Source organism: Sphingomonas parva (ex Maeng et al. 2020) (assembly GCF_004564275.1).
Taxonomy (GTDB): Bacteria; Pseudomonadota; Alphaproteobacteria; order Sphingomonadales; family Sphingomonadaceae; genus Allosphingosinicella; species Allosphingosinicella parva.
In genome coordinates, this window is the sequence record NZ_SPDV01000070.1 from 13,400 (window position 1) to 32,692 (window position 19,293).

General features: G+C 66.6%; 5 protein-coding genes. 3 read left to right on the forward strand and 2 right to left on the reverse strand.

Going from position 1 to position 19,293, the window contains the following annotated elements; all coding sequences use genetic code 11:
* Positions 1-33: 33 nt before the first annotated feature.
* On the reverse strand, positions 34-15,486 hold the full coding sequence (locus E2493_RS22165; RefSeq protein ID WP_263854108.1) for a cadherin domain-containing protein: 15,453 nt from the start codon (positions 15,484-15,486) through the stop codon (positions 34-36).
* Between the two features lie 198 nt (positions 15,487-15,684).
* Between E2493_RS22165 and E2493_RS21415 the strand changes: the two genes are divergently transcribed.
* Positions 15,685-16,059, forward strand: coding sequence for a hypothetical protein (locus E2493_RS21415; protein WP_167737649.1), 375 nt, complete (start codon positions 15,685-15,687; stop codon positions 16,057-16,059).
* 235 nt (positions 16,060-16,294) lie between these two features.
* Here the strand turns inward: E2493_RS21415 and E2493_RS19815 are convergent, their stop codons facing one another.
* Positions 16,295-17,152, reverse strand: coding sequence for a sel1 repeat family protein (locus E2493_RS19815; RefSeq protein ID WP_135090345.1), 858 nt, complete (start codon positions 17,150-17,152; stop codon positions 16,295-16,297).
* A gap of 265 nt (positions 17,153-17,417) precedes the next feature.
* Between E2493_RS19815 and E2493_RS19820 the strand changes: the two genes are divergently transcribed.
* Positions 17,418-18,374: a hypothetical protein gene (locus E2493_RS19820; RefSeq protein WP_135090347.1), complete on the forward strand. Its 957-nt coding sequence runs from the start codon at positions 17,418-17,420 to the stop codon at positions 18,372-18,374.
* Between the two features lie 65 nt (positions 18,375-18,439).
* Positions 18,440-19,293: hypothetical protein (locus E2493_RS19825; RefSeq protein WP_135090349.1), on the forward strand; the 854-nt coding region annotated here is incomplete at its 3' end.

Here is a 19,293-nt window from a genome sequence, read left to right on the forward strand (position 1 = left end):
CAAGGACGACACCGCCCGACGCCGCTTTCACGCTCAGGCGTGGAACGCGTATTCCGGCAGCTCCGACCGGCTCAGACGGCTCGTCTCGCTCGCCCCGTTGACGCCAAAGGCGTTCATCGCCTCGACCATGCGAACGGTCCGAAGCCGATCCGCCAGGCTGCCCATGCCGTCGTCGGCCGCCAGGCTCGCGGCCGACCCGTGGCCCTCCGAAGGCCGGAAGGCGAAGGCCGTTTCCGCGAAGCTGCGAGTCTCGCCATCGGTGCGGGTGAAGCTCGCCGTGGCGAGGACGACATTCGATCCAAGCTTGTACGCCTGCGACTGGGCGGCCGCTGCTGCGAGGCCGATCGTCTTGATGTTCGCCTCGGCCAGTGTGAGCAGTTCGCCTTCGTCGGTGATCCCGTCCCGATTGCGATCGGCCCAGACCTTCAGTTCGCCGAAGCGGGCGTCGGCCGCGTCGATCTTGCCGTCGCGGTTGGCGTCGAGGACCGAGAGGCCCTGGAGGTTCGTCTCGGCCAGATCGCTTTCCGCCAGGAAGGAGAGCTCCTCCCGATCGATGCTGCCATCGCCATTGCGGTCGATCACGAGGAAGCCGTCGCCCTTGCCGATCCAGCCGATGTCGTCGCGCCCGCCGGCGCCATCGGCGTCGAAACGTGCGTCGGACTTCTTGAGCGAACGAGTCTCGACCCCGTCTCCGTCGAGATCGAGGACGATCGCGCCGAACACGCCCCAACTCCGGTCGGAGAATTCGAGGGTCGCGGCCGAGCCGATGGCCCCGGCGCCCGGGTCGAAATCACCGTTTGCCTTGCGGGGCCGCACGACCAGCTGGCCGTTCGACGCCATGACGGCGAACTTGCCGCTCCTCCCACCCATCGCGTGGGAGTCCCAGTCGAAGCTGGCGGCGCTCGGCCCGAGCGCCGCCGTGTCGAACGCCAGACCGACGTCGCTGAGGCGCCCGTTCACACCGTCGCGGCTGAAGCCGGCGATGTTGAAGATCACGCTCTCACCATTCTTGCGGTCCGCAGCCGTCTTGCCCGTAGCCGTTCCGGCCAGGCTGATCGAGGTGATCCCCGCCTGGGCCAGGCTGAGCAGCTCGCCGGCGTCGGTACGGCCATTGGCGTTGCCATCGACCCAGGCACTGAAGCCGACGAAGCTCGCGTCGTCGCCGTCGAGCACGCCGTCGCCATTGCCGTCGAACGCGACCAGACCTTCGAGATCCGTCTTTGCGCCAGCCTTGTCGGCCACGAACGAAATTTCTCCGATCCCGTCGACGACGCCGTTGCCGTTGCGGTCGCGGACCAGGAAGGCGTCGCCGGAGTCAGCCCAGGCGGTCTTGCGCAGCCGGCCGTCGCCGACCATGTCGAACGTCGTGGCGCTGTCCTTCAGGGCGACGATGGTCTGCCCGTCTCCGTCGAGATCGAAGATGATCGGAGCCGCGAGGCCATCCTCCTGCGCCGGCGGCGCGGGGATCGCCGACGGCGCGGGACCGGCCGGCAGATAGCCGAGCACGAGGTCGAACAGCGAGCGCAGCTCGCCCGCCAGGGTCCGGTAGCTCGCCGTCGCGAGCACGGCATGATCCCCGCCGGCAAGGGATTGGCCGGTCTTCGCCCCGGCAAGCGACAGCGAAGCCATCCCTGCCTCGGTCAGCGTGCGCAGCTCGTCGCGCTGGCTGACGCCGTCCTGGTTGCGATCCTGCCAGACCAGGAATTCGCCGAACCGCGAGTCCCGCGCGTCGAGCTGGCCGTCGCCATTGTCGTCGAAGCCGGCGAGACCCTCCAGATCGGTGGTGGCTCCCTCCTTGTCTCCGACGAAGCTGATCTCGGCGAGACCGGCGATGCGCCCGTCGCCGTCGCGGTCGAAGGCCAGCAGCGCATCCGCAGCGCCCACCCAGGAGGTGCGGTCGCGCAGGCCGTCTCCGTTCATGTCGAAGAAGGCGGTGCTGTCGATCCTCCCGACGAGGTCGAGCCCGTCGCCGTCGAGATCGAGGCCGATCGGATAGCCGCCCCAGGTCGTGTTCTGGTTGTTCTCGTCGTCCGAATAGACCGACCAGACCTGCCAGTTCCCGACGGTGACATAGCCGGGCGCATAATTGGCGGAGCTCTCCGGCCGGTTCCGGGTCATTCCCTCCCATTGGCTCATCTCGGAATAATAGCCAACCAAGCCTTCCGGGCCCCAGAGGAACCACTCGTTGAGCCACTGATCGTAGCCGTAGATCGGGATATGGGTCGGATCTCCGCCAAGCTGGGCCTCGGTCGCGTCGCCGCCGAGACTGCTCTCGGTCACTGTCCCCCCACTCCCGTCGCCTACGGCCTGGAGATAGCCGCCGGGCATGTAGGTCGAGCGCGATTCCGGATGATAGGCGGCATTCAGCACATTGTTGTTCCACAGATACTTGCGCTGATTGCCGACCTCGATGCGGACCGTGGTTGCGACCTCGGCGCCGCCGTCGCCGGCGTAGACCACCAGATCGGCATATTTGCCGGTCGTCCCGCCGGCGAGGAGAGCCGTCGATTCGAAGTCGATGTTATTGAGGCCGACGGTGATCTGCCCGGCCGAAGTGATCGAGAACATGTTGTTCGGGTTCGAGGTCGGCGCGATCCGGTAGCTGACCGGTCCGTCGGCGTCGCGTGCCCGCACGGATGCGCCGGGGATCGCCTGGCCCGGCATCAGGCTGTTCTCCATCACGGAGATCGCACCCACCGGGATCGCCTCGAAATAGGTCGGAGAATCGTTGACGTTGCCGACCGCGATCGAAACGGTCGTGAAGGACTGGGTGTAGCCCGCAAGTCCCGAATTGTCGCGCGCGGTCACGGTGTAGCTGAGTGAGCGGGTCGCCTCGTAGTCGATGCCGGCGTTGGTGCGGATCGCGCCGCTCACCGCATCGATCGCCATTCGGCCATCCGACGAGACGGTGCTCGCATTGACGCCATCCCAGAAATAGTAACGCTGGTCGCGATAGCGGGCGGTCGGATCGGGATCGCTGGCGGTCACGGTCCCGACCGCGGTGCCGATGCCGACGTTCTCGGTCACCGAGAATGCGTAGGACCCCGGCATCGAATTCTGCTCGTTCCGATCCTCGATATAGACGTTGTAGCTGTAGGTGTCGGAGACGCCGCCCAGCCCGTCATTGGCGCGAAGGCCCAAGGTGGCGATGCGGACTTCCAGGATGCCGTTGCCGTTGGTGTCGTAATAATAGCCCGCATCCTGGCCATATTGACCGAGGGTGCCGCTCAGCCAGCCGGTGGTAAAATTCGCACTGGTCACCTGGATGTGGTTGCCGTTCACCTGGAACCAACCGTTCGAATTGCCGCTCACAATCTCCAGGGCAGGCGTGGCACCATCAGGATCGGAGAGGCCGAAGCGCGCCTGCAGCGACCAGGCGTGGGTTTCGCTGCCCATCGTCGCGGTAAAGACGTTGCTCGCCTCGAGCACGAGGTTGTTGGGCCGCTCGTTGACGTTCTGAACGGCGACGGTGACGTTTGCCGAGGCCTGGTAATAGGCGCCCACCCCCTGATTGTCGCGGACGATCACCGAATAGGTGGTCGGCGTGGTCATCGTCTCGTAATTGAGCGCAGCGGCGGTGGTGATGACGCCGGTGGTCGTGTTGATCGCATAGCGGCCGTCGGAGGAAGTGGTGCTCGCCGCACCGGCGTTGGAAAAATAGAAGCGGTGCTGGCCGAACGCGCCTGCCGTGGAATCGTCGTCCCATGCCACGGCCTGGCCGACGACGGTGCCGACCGCCTGATTCTCATTGACGCCGAACGAGTAGCTGCCCTGCGACAAGGAGACCGGGTCGTTCATGTCCGAGACGTAGACGTGCGTGGTGGCATTGCCGGAGGTGAGCACGCCGTCGGTGGCGCGGACGACGACAGCGCCGAGATAGGCGTCGAGACGGCCGTCGCCGTTGACGTCGGCGACGCTGTAGCCGGCGCTTCTCGCCCATTCGAAGTTGATCGCCGAGCTCATCGTCACGCTGCTGCCGGAGACCGAGAACCAGTTGCCGGGATTTGCGACGAACTGGAGCGTCGGGGTGGTGCCGTCCGGATCGGTCGGCGCGTAGCTGGCGATGACGGGCGCGGTGTACGCGCCGCCGGTCCACTCGTTTGGATAGACGTAGCGCGTATCGGTCGCCATGACCGGCGCCTCGTTGACGTCCTGGATGTAGACCTTGACGATCGTCTCGGCCGAGCGGAGCCCGCCATTGTCGTAGGTACGGACGCCGACGTCGCCGACGAACGCCTCGATGCGTCCATCGGCGTTGAAGTCGCCGACGGAATAGCCGGCGGCCTTCAGCGTCTCGAAGTTCAGCCCGGCAGCGAAGGTGATCTGGTTGCCCGAGATGGCGAACCAATTGCCGGGGTTGCGGGTGAATTCGAGCCGGGCGGTGTCGCCGGCATCGGGATCGCTGAACGTGAGACCGGCAACGGCCGTCCCAATGTTCCCGGGCCTCGCCCCGAGACCTGCCTCGTCGAAATAGGCGCTGCCGCCGCCGGCGGGCTGCGTCGGCGCCTCGTTGACGTTGGTGACGCCGATCGTCTTGACCTGGCTCAAGGCGGCTCCATTGGAGTCGACGACCTTGACGGTGACGTTGTGGCTCGCGGCCGCCTCGAAGTTGAACGCGGTGCCGACCGCGGTGATCAGCCCGGTCACCGGATCGATCGCGAAGCGGCCGCCGGCATTGTCGGTAAGGCTGAACGAATAATCCTGCTGCTCGACCGACGGCTGGTACCATTGCGCGCTGTAGCCCGCGGTTCCGTCACCATAGAAGCTGAAGAAGCGGGCGCCGGTGTCGGTCGCGGTGGCGGCGAAGCGGAACAGGTTGGTGTTGGCGATCTTGGCGCCGGTGACCGTGTCGAACACGCCGCCATAAAGGTCGGCCGAGGTCAGGGCGCTGCCGGCCGGAAGCACATAGCCTTCGATCCGGTACCAGCGATCCTGGACCAGCGCATTGCTGGCGCCGTACCAGAAATAGGGGTTGGTATCGGCGGCGCCCGTCGTCGCATTCTCCACGTTGCCGTTGGTGCCGAAGTAGAGGCTGTGCGGCATCGCGTTCTCGGGCTTCACGTAGATCGTGTATTTGTAGACCTTGGTACGATCGATCGTGCCGGCGCTGACGCCGAAGACGCCGCCGCCGGCCGGGTCGCCGGCCGCGCCGAACTGGCCGGTTTCGAGGACCTGCACCGACGTACCGGTCGGGCCCGTGCCGGTCACGATCCGCTCCTCGCCGGTGCCGCGTTTCGGCAACAGGGTGAAGTCGGTCGGAATCCGGTTCCGCTCGAGCGCGTCGGGATCGACCGGCGCGACGACGCCGACCGGCGTTCCGGCCGCAGTCGTCGTCGGGGTGACCTCGTTGATCGACGGCGTCGCGGCGGTGCCCTGGCCGCGCAGCACCAGGCTGGTCGGCGGGGCGTTGACGACGACGGTCGTCGTGGCGGTCGCCGTGGCGGTCTGGCCGGCTTCGCTGGCGCGGGCGGTCAGCGTCAACTTGAGATCCTGGCTCCAGCCGGCCGGCGTGTTGATCGCCAGGCCGATGGCCTGCGCCTTGGTCAGCTTCCAGGTCGCCGTCGCCGTGTCGTAGGTGCCGGCGCTGAGCGTGACGCCGGCCGGGACGCCGGTGATCCACAGTTCGTGGACCTCCGATCCGTCATTGTCCGGGAAGGTGGTGTTGATCGCGAGCGGGATGCCGCCGGTCTGGGCCGCGTTGCCGGGCGCTGCGGAGAAGCCGGAGATCTGCGGCGTGGTCGCGACCGGCTTGAACGAGGTCGCGAAGCTGACGGTGTCGCTCCGCACCCCGCCGGCATCGATCGCCGTCACCGAAACCGTCGAGTCGCCGGAATAGCCGGCGGGCGACAGCAGGGTCAGCGTCCGCCGGCCGAGCGCGTCGGCGGCGCCGAGCGTATAATTGGCGGGCGCCAGCAGGGCGCCGTTGTGCATGATCTCCAGCGTGATTCCGGCGGCGGGCGTGATGTCGTCGGTCGCCGTGACCGTCAGCATCATCGGGCTGCCTTCGTTGACGGTCTGGGCAGCGATCGGCTGCACCACCGGCTTGGCGTTGGTGCCCCAATAGGTCGCCCATTTCGCCTTGTAGGTGAGATCGGCCATGATTCCGTCGCGCGCCGCGGCGGTGGTCGGCTTCACCTTCGCGGCCATCAGCGCGACCAGCCCTTCGACGTTGATCGTCTTGCTCACCCGGTTGCCGGCGATGATGAAGTCGATCTTGTAGTTGGCGCCGTCGATGCCCGGCGTGATGTACCAGTCCTTGATCCTGGCGCTGGCGTTAGCGCCGACGATCGACACCAGCATGTCGTTGCCCGAGCGCTCGAACCACAGGTCCTGATCGGCAATCGCGCCGGCGCTGTCCTGCAGGCCGATCACGTCGATATCGAGGCCTGACGGATCGAAGTTTATGATCGTGTCGTTCCCCGACGCGCGGGTCATCAGATAGGTATCGTTCTCGAGGCCGCCGGTCAGCGTGTCGTCGCCCAGGCCGCCGTCGAGCAGATCGTCGCCATTCTCCGCGAACAGCTGATCGTTGCCGGCACCGCCGATCAGCGTGTCGTTGCCGTTGCCGCCATAGATGATGTCGTTGCCGTCGCCGCCATCGAGCACGACGTCGTCCCCGTCACCGCCGTAGATGATGTCGTTACCGGCGCCGCCCTCGATATGATCGTTGCCGGCCGCGCCGTGGAGCGTGTCGTCGCCGGCAAGGCCGTACAATTTGTTGGCGCCGGCGTCGCCGCGCAGCGTGTCGGCGAGCGTCGTGCCGACCAAATTCTCGATGCTGACGAAGGTATCGCCGGCCGCGGTGCCGAGGTTCGATGCCGGTGCCGCGAGATCGACGGTGACGCCGGCCGTGGCCGCCGTGCCGTTGACCAGGAAGCGATAGTCGGCGGTGTCGTTGCCGAGGCCGCCGTCCAGCACGTCGCCGCCGTCGCCGCCGCTGAGCAGGTCGTCGCCGTCGCCGCCTTTCAGCTGATCGCTGCCGGTGCCGCCGAACAGGCTGTCGTTGCCGAGGCCCCCGTCAAGCAGATCGGCGCCGTCCAGACCGTTCAGGACGTCGTCGCCGCCAAAACCCGTAAGGATGTCGCGGTTCTGCTGGCCGGTCAGCGTATCGGCCGCCGCGGTTCCGTCGAGAATGTCGTCGCGATTGCCAACCGTGATCGTGATCGATCGGGAGATCGTCAGAGGCGTAGCGGTGAGGTCGGTGGCGGTCACCGTCAGCGCGATGCTCGCCCCGGCCTCGTAATCGAGGGCAACGCCCTGCTTGAGACGGAGCGCGTTGCCGACGAACTCGAAGCGGCTGTCCGAGACGGCGTAGCGATAGCTGGCCGAAGCAAGGCCGGCCGTGTCGGGATCGGCCACCGAGAAGGTGGCGAGGGCGAGGGCGTCGAGTGCGGTGCCCGCCGCGACCCGGTCGCGTTCGTCGACCGCGATCGTCGCCGGCGACCAGCTCATCGCCGTCGGCGCCTCGTTGACGTCGGTGATGCCGATGGTGAGAGTCGTCTTCGCCTCGTTGAACGGGGCCACGCCGGCATTGTCCCGCGCCACGACGGTATAGCTCGCGCTCGGCGTCGGCGCCTCGAAGTTGAGCGCCGCCGCGGTCTTCACCGCACCGGTGAGCGCGTCGATCGTGTAGCGGCCGTCGGCTGAGGTGCCGCTCGTCGCCGTGCCGTTGAGGAAGTAATAGCGCTGCTGTCCGAATGCGCCGGACGCCAGATCCGGATCGCTCGCGGCGACGGTGCCGACCTGTGTCCCGACGGCGACGTTCTCCGCGATGGACATCGATTGCGCGGCGGGGAGGCTGTTGGCCTCGTTGAGGTCCCTGACGCCGATCGTGACGTCGCTCGCGGCCTGGTTGTAGGGGGCGACCCCGTCGTTGTCGCGCGCGATGACCTTGTAGGTGCCGGTCGCGCCGGCCTCGAAGCTGATCCCGGTGGCGGTCTTGATCTGCCCGGTGGCGGCATCGATCGTGTAGCGCCCGTCGGCCGAGGTGCCGCTCGCGACCGTCCCGTTGAGGAAATAGTAGCGCTGGCGGCCGAAGGCGGTCCCTGCGCTATCCTTGTCGGTTGCCGTCACGGTGCCGACCAGCGTGCCCACTGAAACGTTCTCGTCCAGCGAGAAAGCGTGCGTGGCCGGCAGGGCGTTGGCCTCGTTGACGTTGACGATGCCGAGGGTGACGCTGGTCTGCGCCTGGTTGTAGGGCGCCGCGCCGGCGTTGTCGCGCGCGATGACGGTGTAGCTGGCGCTGGGATTCGCGACCTCGAAATCGAGCATCGCCGCGGTGGTGATGACGCCGCTGGTCGGGTTGATCGCGTAGCGGCCGTCCGCGGAGGTGCCGCTCGCAACGCTGCCGTTGAGGAAATAATAGCGCTGCTGCCCGTAGGCATGGGCGCCGTCCGGATCGCTCGCCGCGACGGTGCCGAGCGTGGTGCCGGCCGCGCTGTTCTCGGCCACGGTCCAGGCGAGGCCGGTGGGGAGCGTGTTGCGCTCGTTGAAATTGCCGATCGCGATCGCCAGCGTGGCGTCGGAGACGCCGCCCTTGCCGTCCGACGCGCGGACGGCGACCGTGTGGCTCTGGGCGGCCTCGAAATTGAGAAGCGCCGGCGTCTTCACGGTGATCGCGCCGCCGGTGCTGATCGCGAAGCGTCCGCCCGCGTCGTCGAGCAGGCTGAAGGTCAGCGTATCGCCGTCGATGTCGGAGGCGGTCACGCTGCCGACCGGCGTGCCGGCGACGGTGGGGCTTCCCGCCCCCGCTTCGGCCACGGAGAGGGCGCCGCCGCCGACGATTGTGATCGCACCCGGCGCGTCATTCGCCGCGGCGACGCTCACTGCGATCTTCAGCTCGACCGCCTGGCCGTCGGCATCGGTGGCGAGGAGGCTGAACGCATCATCGCCGCTGACGTTTGCGCGCGGCGTGTAGGTGAATGCGCCGGTGGCCGGATCGAGGCCGCTGATCGCGCCCAGGCTCGGCTCGGCGCCGGCCTTGAGGCTGTAGGTGAGCGCGCCGCCGTCATGGTCGATCACGCCATAGCCGCCGCCGACGGCGAGGACGCCGTCCTCGCTCATCGTGAACGACCGGACGGTGTCGGGCGCCGTCGGTGCCGCCTTGCCCCCCTCGTGCCAGAACTCGGCGAGCTGCGCGGCGATCGCCTCCGGCATTTCGGCCGGCGCGGTCACGCCCGCCGCCGTCATCGCGTCGATCAGCCGGCGGGAATCGACATTGTCGAGGTAGTAAGCGTGGCTGGTCGTCTGCACCGCCCGCGCGACGGTGCCGCCGGTGAAGAAGCCGGTGAGCGTCACCGCCGACGTGCCGCCGATCACCGCGATGCGGAGGTCGTTGCCGACGCGGGTCATCCACAGCTGGTCGTGACGAACCGTCTGGTCGAAAGTGATCAGATTCGCGCCGCTCGCGTCCGTGATCGTGTCGCTGCCCGACGTCGCGCCAAAGCCGTAGGTGTCGATGCCGAGACCGCCGCTCAGGCTGTCATTGCCGTCCCCGCCGACCAGGCTGTCGTCGCCGTCGCCGCCGATCAGGATATCGGCACCCGCATCACCGTACAGGCTGTCGTTCTCGCTCCCGCCGTCGAGCGTGTCGTCGCCGGCACCGCCGGTCAGGCTGTCCTTGCCGGCGTCGCCGAGCAGGGTATCGACGCCTTCGCCGCCGTCGAGCCGGTCGTCGCCGGCGCCCCCTTCGAGGCGGTCGTTGCCGTCGCTGCCCGACAGGGCATCGATGCCATCGCCGCCGTAAAGCGTATCGTCTCCGAGGTCGCCGAGCAGCACGTCGTCGCCGGCGAGGCCGCTCAGCACGTCGTTGCCGTCGAGGCCGATCAGCCGGTTGCCGCCGTCGTCCCCGGTGAGCTGGTCGCCGAACGAGGAACCGGTGACGTTCTCGATACCGATCAGGACGTCGCCGGCGGCATCGCCGCCGACCTGGGCGCCGGTGCTGCGCAGATCGACGGTGACGCCGGCGCCCGAGCGCACGTAGCGCACGGTATCGCCGGCCGTGGGGCTGGTGCCGACCGCGGTGTTGACGCCGCCGTCGAGCGTGTCGCCGCCGGCGCCGCCTTCGAGGATGTCGTCGCCGCTGCCGCCGGCGAGGCTGTCGACGCCGGCGTAACCGACCAGCACGTCGTCGCCGCCGAGGCCGGACAGGATCGCGGCAATGCTGCCGCCGGAGCCGACGAGCAGATCGGCGCTCTCGCTGCCGCTGAGCGCGGCGCTACCGGCCGCGACGAGCACGCTGGCGAGCGAGACGGCCTGGCCGTCGGCAAGCTGGAGCGTCTCGATCCGGCTGTTCGCCAGCGCCTGACCCTGAAGGCGGATCTGCTGCGTGGTCGAGCCGCCGTGGCGCAGGTAGAGGTCGTTGCCCGACCAGACGAGGACGAGATCGGTCAGGCTGATGGCCGACCCCAGCTCGAGCACGTCGTCTCCGCCGTCGCTTCCGGTGTCGTAGGTGATCGCCGTTCCCGAGTGGGCGAAGACGGCGTCGTAGATCGTGTCGGCGCCATGACCGGCATTCCAGACGTAAGTGTCGCTGCCGCCGTTGCCGAGCAGCAGGTCATTGCCTGCGCCACCCTCGAGCTGGTTATCGCCGCCGTCGCCGCCGAGCTCGTCATTGCCTGCGCCGCCGACCAGGCCTTCGATGCCGTCATATTCGTCGCCTGCTGCATCGCCAGTGTTCGCCGACGGTGCGAGCAGATGGGCACGCACCGCCGCGGTCGCCGAGCGATAGGACGCGCTGTCGAGGCCGGAGCCGCCGATCAGCACGTCCTTGCCGGCTCCTCCGTCGAGAAGGTCGTTGCCGGTGCCGCCGAACAATACGTCATCGCCCGCCTCCCCGTTCAGCGTGTCGAATCCCGAATTGCCGGCGATGATGTCGTTGCCGAAGCCGCCGGCGATAACGTCGTCGCCGCCGCCGCCGGTCATCCAGTCGTCGATGCTCGTCCCGCCCATCGCCTGGGTCGTGCTGCCGTCAGCGCTGTCGCTGCCGGCGATCAGGTTGCGCTTGATCGTCCCCGCCACGTCCTGGATGTCGAGGATGCCGGTCTGGTAGAAGGCCAGCCGCTCGATCTGACCGGCGAGGCCGGCCGCATACCAGTCCTTGATCGTCACGCTGCCCGCAACGCCGCCGATGCCGTTGATCTCCTGCTCGTCGTCGCCGACGGCCAGGACCAGGTCGTTGCCGCTGCGATAGAGGATGATATCCTGGATGTTGATGCCCGGGGCGAATTCGAGCGTGTCGAATCCAGCGTCCTGCGAGATCGGACCGCTGGTCGGGACGACGAAGCGTCGTAGCGTCCCGGTCTGCGCGTCCCAGTCGACCTTGCTGCGCCACTCGAGGTCGAGATTGTCGAGTGTGCCCTTGTTGTAGGCGATCACCTCGCCGGACGTGGCGACGATGCTGCCGCGGGCATCGATCACATAGCCGGTTTGATACGCTCCGTTGGCGTAGATTACCGACCAGCCCGCGTCATTATAATCGTCGAAGATGGCGTCGTGACCGTCGCCGCGCGCATATTTGAACTTGTCGTCACCCTTGCCGCCGACGACGAGGTCGCCGCTGTCGAGACCGCCCGAGACGATGTCGTTGCCTTCGCCGCCGAACACCTCGTCGATGCCCTGGTCGCCGGTCAGGGAATCATTGCCCTTGCCGCCGAGCACCTGATCGTTGCCGAGGCCGCCGACGACCACGTCGTTATCGTCGTCGCCGGAAACGAGATCGTCGCCGGTGCCGCCCAGGGCGATGTCGTTGCCTGCCAGCGCGCGGATCGAATCGTTGCCGGCGCCGCCGTAGATGAAGTCGTTGTTCTGGGTTCCGATCAGGATGTCGTTACCGGCGCCGCCAACGATGAAGCTGGTGATATCGCCGAGCTTGATCTGGTTGCCGTCGGCGAATTTCAGCCACTCGACGCGCTTGAACGCATCGACGAACCAGTCCTTGAGAATGAGCTGGGCGCTGTCCACCTCGGTGCCGCTCGAGCTGTCGACGACGGTGACGATCAGGTCGCTGCCCGGCGTCGCGGTCGTGCCGCTGCGCTCCAGCCGGATGTCGCCGAGGGTGATCCCCGCGCCGAACACCACCGCGTCCTCCCCGCCGTCGATCTTGCGCTGAGTGACGCCGGCCGCCCTGCCCGCCCAGTCGGCCCGCAAGCCGCCGGCGAGACCGCGCTTCCACAGCTCGATCGCGTTCATGCGGCTGGCGATATAGTCCACTGTTGTGCCGGTGCTGAGCGTCGAGCCGCTCTCCTGGGCCGTATCCACCCCGTCGCCGAAGCGGACCAGATAATGGTCGCTGCCACTGCCCCCCTGGAGCTGGTCGCCGTCGCCCGCGCCACCGGCGAGGATATCGTCGCCCGCGCCGCCGAACAGTTGATCGGTCCCTTCGGCGCCTTCAAGCCAGTCAGACCCCTCGCGCCCGCGCAGGATGTCGTTGCCGGCACCACCATCGAGATAATTGCCGTCACCGCCGAGCGTGCCCGCCGTTGCGGAGCCGGCATCGATCGTATCGTCGCCGTCGCCGCCCAGCAGCCAGTCGTCGAGACGTCCGCCGTAGAGCGTGTCGTTCCCAGCGCCGCCGATGAGGTTGTCGCCCAGGTCCGAGCCATGGATGGTGTCTGCGCCTGCCCCGCCGTCGACGGTGGCCGCGATTGAAATATCGACGCCGCGACGGTCCGTGACCGTGTAGTTGACGGATGCGACGGACGTGGCGCGATTGCGCGAGACGACAAAGGTCGCCCCCCCGCCCTCCTGTACGACGATCCCGTCGATCCAAACCAGCGACGCATCGGAGACACCGCTGACAATGGTTCCCGTGCCGACGATCGGCGCCGATCCATTCGAGAGCGCGCTTGATCCGCTCGTAACGGTCGCCATCAGCTCGAACCGCACCGAGGCCTCCTCGTTGATGCGCGTGCCGTCATCCAGGACTGCATCGTCCGACACGATGCGAGTGCGGACGAACAATTCGGTCGCCCCTGCCGCAAACTGAGCGGTCGTTGAATCGACCCAAGTCACGCCATCGGTCGACACCTGCAGGCCGGGCGCGCCGACGGTACCGAAATCCACTCCCCCGCCGATTGCCGTGAGGTCGGTGAGCGAAAGCGACACAGCGATGGCCTGCGTTGCGGCCTTCGACAGGCTGAGGCGGAAAACGGCAAAACCATCGCTTTCTGTGGCGAAGCTCGATCCGACGAGCAGCGTCGGTAGGCCGCTTTCCGTGATCACGGCGCGTGCGGGATCGCCAACCACCATCACGCCGGAACGGCTGGTCAAATTCGCGAGAAAGCTCTCGTCGATCTCGGCCACGCCGTCGGCTTTCGTGGCGACCGTGAAGCTGGTACGAAACTGTCCGGAGGCAAAGGCGAGGGTGCCGCTCCCGCCGGTGAAATCGGCTCCGGTCACGGCGATGTCGTTCTGGAGGACGCCGTCGACGGTGTACCCGCGCTGGTCTGCCAGCCGCCCGCCCCTCAGATCGATCAGGTCGTTCCCGCTCGTCGCAGTGATGACCGTCTGGCTACCGGTCTCGATCGTGTCGCCACTGGTGCCGAGGAACGCACCGCCGGCGTCAAATATCGCCCACTGCCTCATGCCGGTTTCGACGTCGAGGCCGGCAAGAACCTGCCCGGCAGAGACCTTGTTGCCGTCGATGCTGCCATCGATGACCTCGTCGAAGAAGACGTTGAAGCCGCCGATCCAGTCCGTATAGGCGCGCCGGTTGATGCCGAGCTCCGAGGCGCGCGCAAGAGTTACGAGCCACCCGCCCGCAAACGCGCTGCCAGGCGAGGCGCCCATGAGTGCGCTGATGGCGAGACTACTCTCGAGATAGACCTCGAACTCGCGTGCGACCGTGATGTCGCCGAGCAAGGTGCTCATGTCGAAACGACCGGCTGCACCGGCGCTCAAGCTGTTCGGATTGCCCCCGGCGTTCGCGAGGGAGGAAGCGATCGCGCGCTTCACGTAAATGTTGCCGCCGGCCATCTGGCCGATCATGCTGTTCAGGCCGATGTAGCTTCCGTGGTTGACGAGGTTCGTCGCCCCGTTGGATCCGGAGAAGCGCGCGGTGATCGCATCCGTGTCCCGGGTTGAGGTCGGCCGGTAGACGAAATCTTTCTTCCGCATTCCGTAGTTGCCGGTTTTGACCGCACCGGGATCGAGCAGGGTCGCGCCCGAGGCGGCGAGCACCGCGTTGAAGTTGCCCGCCACGGCGGAGGCGACGTTCTTGGCGGCGTCCTTCGAGCCGCCCTTCTTCGAATAGACGTTGGCGACGGAAAATTGCTGAGTCGCCTCATTCCAGACCGCATCGGCTCCAGACCGAGGCGTTCCGCCGAACAACGAGCCGATCACGCTTCCAACAAGCTGCCAGAACGCCACCACCACGATCGCCGCCACAAACGTCGCTGGATTGAGGCCCGACGCAAGGATCGTGCTCGCGACCCAGGAGCCGTAAGCCGATCCGACGGCAGCACCAATCTGGCCGCCCACGGTATCCGGCGTGTAGATTGCACTCGCCAGCTTCGATCCCAGGAACGATGCCGCCGTACTCGCCAGCATCGTTGGCCCGATGTCGGTGAACAGATCGCGGTACTTCGTCACCTCGACGCCGTTCTCGACCACCACGAACTTCTCGCCTAGTCGGGTGATGTTGGTGATGATCTGGGAAACCACGGCACCGCCAAAACTGTTCGCCACCTCGGCGGACAGTCCGTTGAGCCCGGTGGCACGCACGAGTTCGGCAGTGAGGTAAGACGACAGAGCGCCGATGCCGGCGCCCTTGATATTACCCACCAGCGTGGTGCCGAAGCTCTTCGCGCCCTGATCGAGGATGTGGGTCGAAGGCGTTCCGTGAAAGACGTTCTTGTCGATGAACTCGCCGACGGCGCCAAGCACTGTGCCGATCGTACCAGATGCCAGGATCTGGCCGAACGGGTCGGAGGTCAGCTGCTTGCCAAGGACCGAGCCGAGCGCCAGGCCGAGCTGCCCGCCGTCAAGGGTCGTGACGCCGCGGATCACGCTCTGGAGGAATATCTCGGAAAAACCCTGCTCGCGGGCCGCAATGATGATATCCTGCACCTGGTCGTCGCGGAATACCTTGTTCTTGCCGTTGCCGTCGTAATCGACGAGGCCTCTGTTCCGCCGCGAATAATGCTCGATCCTCGAGCCCCATGGGCCGGAAGCGGCTTCGTCATAGGTATCGGGTTTCGATCGAAGGCTCAGGAAGCCCTGACGCGTGAGGATCGCCAGGACGTCAGCAGTCGGCAGGTTAGCGATCGGAAGCGGCGGTTGCCCCGCCCGCTGACGGCGAGCGTTGGTCTGCAATGCGTCAAACCAGCGGTCCGTCTCCGAGTTGATATGCAGGATCCTCATGTTCTCGTAGAGCTCGGCAGCGCCGGTGAGGACACCCGGCACGCCGCCGCCCCCCATATAATATCTGTCGAGATCGCCTTGGGAGAACTGGTAGCGGCTGAGATCGATCGTCTGACCATCTACCACGATTGATGGGTTCGCGCGGGCGTAGTCCGCAACAAACTTGGCAAAATCCATGTCGAACTTGTAGGTTGGATCAATATCCGTAAAATTTACCTGGTTTGTTCTACCATTTGCATTAGCGTTTTCTACGACAATTTCTTGGTAGACGCGCGGATTATTCACGTTCCCGATCCCATCGAAGTTGGGATGGCCGGCGTTTGCGTGGCCAAACTCGTGGAAGGCGCGAATGATCAGAGCTGCGGTGGCGGTCTTACCATTGTACAAGTCATTGATGTTCGCAACGTTGACGGCGGACTCGAGCTGAGGGTCTCCGTTTCTCCCCCTGTACGCCTCGCCGCCCGCGCCCGTGTTCGGGTGCTGGCCGAAGCCGCGGTCGGCAATGGAGACGAATTCCGAAAAGCCCAGCCCTCCGCTTCGCGCCAGGAAGTCGCGAAGGAACTGCGCCGATGGCGCATTGCTGGCGAGCGCATGATTGACGATGGCGACCACATCGGAGAGCGTCCGACGCTCGCTGTCGCTGTAGTTGAGAAATTGGAAAGTGGGAACGCTGACAGTGGCGCCGTTCAGCTGATATGAGTGACTGTCGAACCTCAGGTTGGAATAATCGCTCTGCCTGTTCGCCGCCTTCTGCGCATCCGCACGAATTGCGCGCGTCGCCCACCCCAGCTGGAAGCTGCGTCCCGAGACGTCGCTCAGGATCGGTGCGATCTGCCCGGAGGTCAGCGTGCCCTCCGTTCGGGTGCCGTAGGTGGGCGGCGGCGGCGGGGGAGGGGGAGGAGGAGGCGGCGGAGGCGGAGGGTTTGTGGCCATTTCAGTGATCCACTTCTGCTGAGCGAATGATGCTGAAGGCACCGGCGGCGCCGATCAGGACCTCGAAGGTCACGGCACCGCGCACCGATGACCCTTCATCGGAGGAGAGCCAGGTTTCCGCCGGGTCGATAAGACCGAGTGGAATGTGCTCGTCGATCGCGGCATCCTCGTCGTTCGTGTAGAGGATGAGATCCGTGAGATCGTAGGTTCGGCCCTTGCGATCGGTCAGGCGATAGAGCTTCGCGCGGCACTGGCCGATTGCGAGGCGGGTGGACGCACGAACGACGTCGGGATCGGTCTCGCAAACGTCGGATGGCCCGACGGTGACGATTACACCTCGGACCGTACGGAGCTTCGTGTCCAGCACACGACCTCTTCGTGCGTCCAATGCGGCAAGGCGCGCGCGCGCGGCCGACAAGCCATCTTGTCGTGGCCCGGTATCGATCGGCACTGCGGCCGCCGGAGTTTTCGGAGTTGCCGGAAAGTGACTGAGCTGGGTGCCGCCACTTGTGGTCGCCGCGGCGGCATACAGCCGGCGGGCCCGCTTCAGATCCACCGGTACCCCGCGCCCTTCCTCGTAGCGGATGCCGAGATCGAGCTGGGCCTGCTTGTCACCGCTCTGCGCGCGGCGGGCGAGATCCTGGAGCGCCGCGTCGGCGCCGCCGGGGCGGAGCGGGATGCCGGCGTAGGAGGAGGCGGCGCAGGCGGTCAGCGCGGCCGAGGACAGCAGAGCGAGGATGCCGATGCGTAGCCTGCGGTAGAGGCCGCGCGGCGCCGCTCGCCACGTCGGGCGCGAGCGCCGAACATCGGGGTGCGCCGCACGACCAAAGCAAAGCTGTCCCCCACCAAGCCGCATCATCCCCCCACGGCCCGCAACGCCGCATCTGAGCGGCATCGCCGGAAGAAACAATGGTTAAAGATCAACAAATTGGGTGCAAGCGATTTATATTTCGCGATCACGACACGGCGAGCGACAGGATCGCGGCGCAAGCGGGACTAAAGCCGTCCCGATCGATCCTGACCGGCATTCGGCACGGGGGGAAGGCGGTTCTCCGGGTGCCATGGACCTCCGCTTTACCGTCGGTTAGGCTCGCTTCTCACACCGGTTGAGGGGGGAACCGCCGATGTTTGTGACCACGATCGCCTTGATGCTCGCCGTACAGGCTCCCGGAACACCGACACCGGGCGACGACATCGTCGTCACCGGCGAGCGGCTGACCCGCGAGGCCGCGCGTCGCTACGTCAACGACATCTCCCGGCCGGTCAACGACCAGCTGCCCGCCTTTCGCAATCCGGTCTGCCCGACCGTGATCGGCATGCCGGAAGAGAATGCAGCGGTGATCGTCGAGCGGGTGAAGAAGGTCGCGAAATATGTCGGCGTGAAGGTCGGCAAGCCGGGCTGCGCGACCAATTTCAGGATCATCGTGGTCGAGGATGCCCAGGCCTTCGTCTCGGAGCTCCATCGCCAGAAGCCGGTCTTCTTCGCAGGCATGGAGAAAAGCGAGATCGACCGGCTGATGAAGGACCAGCGCCCCGCTCTGGCCTGGAGCGCCGTCCAGACCCAGAACGAAGACGGCCAGGTCTATGCCGATTATTCGTCGGGCAAGGGCCAGTTCGACCGCGCCCATGGCAACCGCGTCTCGGCCAGCGGGGTGCCGACCGATTCGGAGAGCGAAGGCGCCGCCGCCGACGTCGGCCGAGCCACTCCGGGCGGAAAGACTCAGCGCAACATGTCGGCCTCGATCATCAAATCGTCGACGCAGCAGGCAATCCTCGATTCCTACGTCGTGATCGACAGCGCCGCGGCGAACGGCAAGACGCTGATGCAGGTCGCCGATTACGCGGTGATGCGCGCCCTCGCCGCGGCGCAGCCGCCGGCCGAGGCGACCGGCGTCGACACGATCCTCACCCTGTTCAACGACGGCGGCGAGACCCCGCCGAGCCTTCGCGCGCCCGACGTCGCCTATCTGAAGGCGCTGTACAGCGCGTCGCCAACGCTGAACAAGATGGCGCAGCTCAACCGCCTGACCAAGGCGGTGCTCGAGACTTCGCCCGAGGAGCCCGCCGGCGCCGGAAAGTGAGCGGCTCGTGGACGCGAAATACCGGCTAGCTCGACGTCGGGACTGAATAGAGGAGGGATTGAGGGATGTTCGCTCTGACGATTGCGCTGGCGCTTGCGGCACAGGCCGCGCCGCAGCCTGCAGGTTCCGACGACATCGTCGTCACCGGCGAGCGGCTGACCCGCGAGGCCGCGCGTCGCTACGTCAACGACATCTCCCGGCCGGTCAACGACCAGCTGCCCGCCTTTCGCAATCCGGTCTGCCCGACCGTGATCGGCATGCCGGAAGAGAATGCAGCGGTGATCGTCGAGCGGGTGAAGAAGGTCGCGAAATATGTCGGCGTGAAGGTCGGCAAGCCGGGCTGCGCGACCAATTTCAGGATCATCGTGGTCGAGGATGCCCAGGCCTTCGTCTCGGAGCTCCATCGCCAGAAGCCGGTCTTCTTCGCAGGCATGGAGAAAAGCGAGATCGACCGGCTGATGAAGGACCAGCGCCCCGCTCTGGCCTGGAGCGCCGTCCAGACCCAGAACGAAGACGGCCAGGTCTATGCCGATTATTCGTCGGGCAAGGGCCAGTTCGACCGCGCCCATGGCAACCGCGTCTCGGCCAGCGGGGTGCCGACCGATTCGGAGAGCGAAGGCGCCGCCGCCGACGTCGGCCGAGCCACTCCGGGCGGAAAGACTCAGCGCAACATGTCGGCCTCGATCATCAAATCGTCGACGCAGCAGGCAATCCTCGATTCCTACGTCGTGATCGACAGCGCCGCGGCGAACGGCAAGACGCTGATGCAGGTCGCCGATTACGCGGTGATGCGCGCCCTCGCCGCGGCGCAGCCGCCGGCCGAGGCGACCGGCGTCGACACGATCCTCACCCTGTTCAACGACGGCGGCGAGACCCCGCCGAGCCTTCGCGCGCCCGACGTCGCCTATCTGAAGGCGCT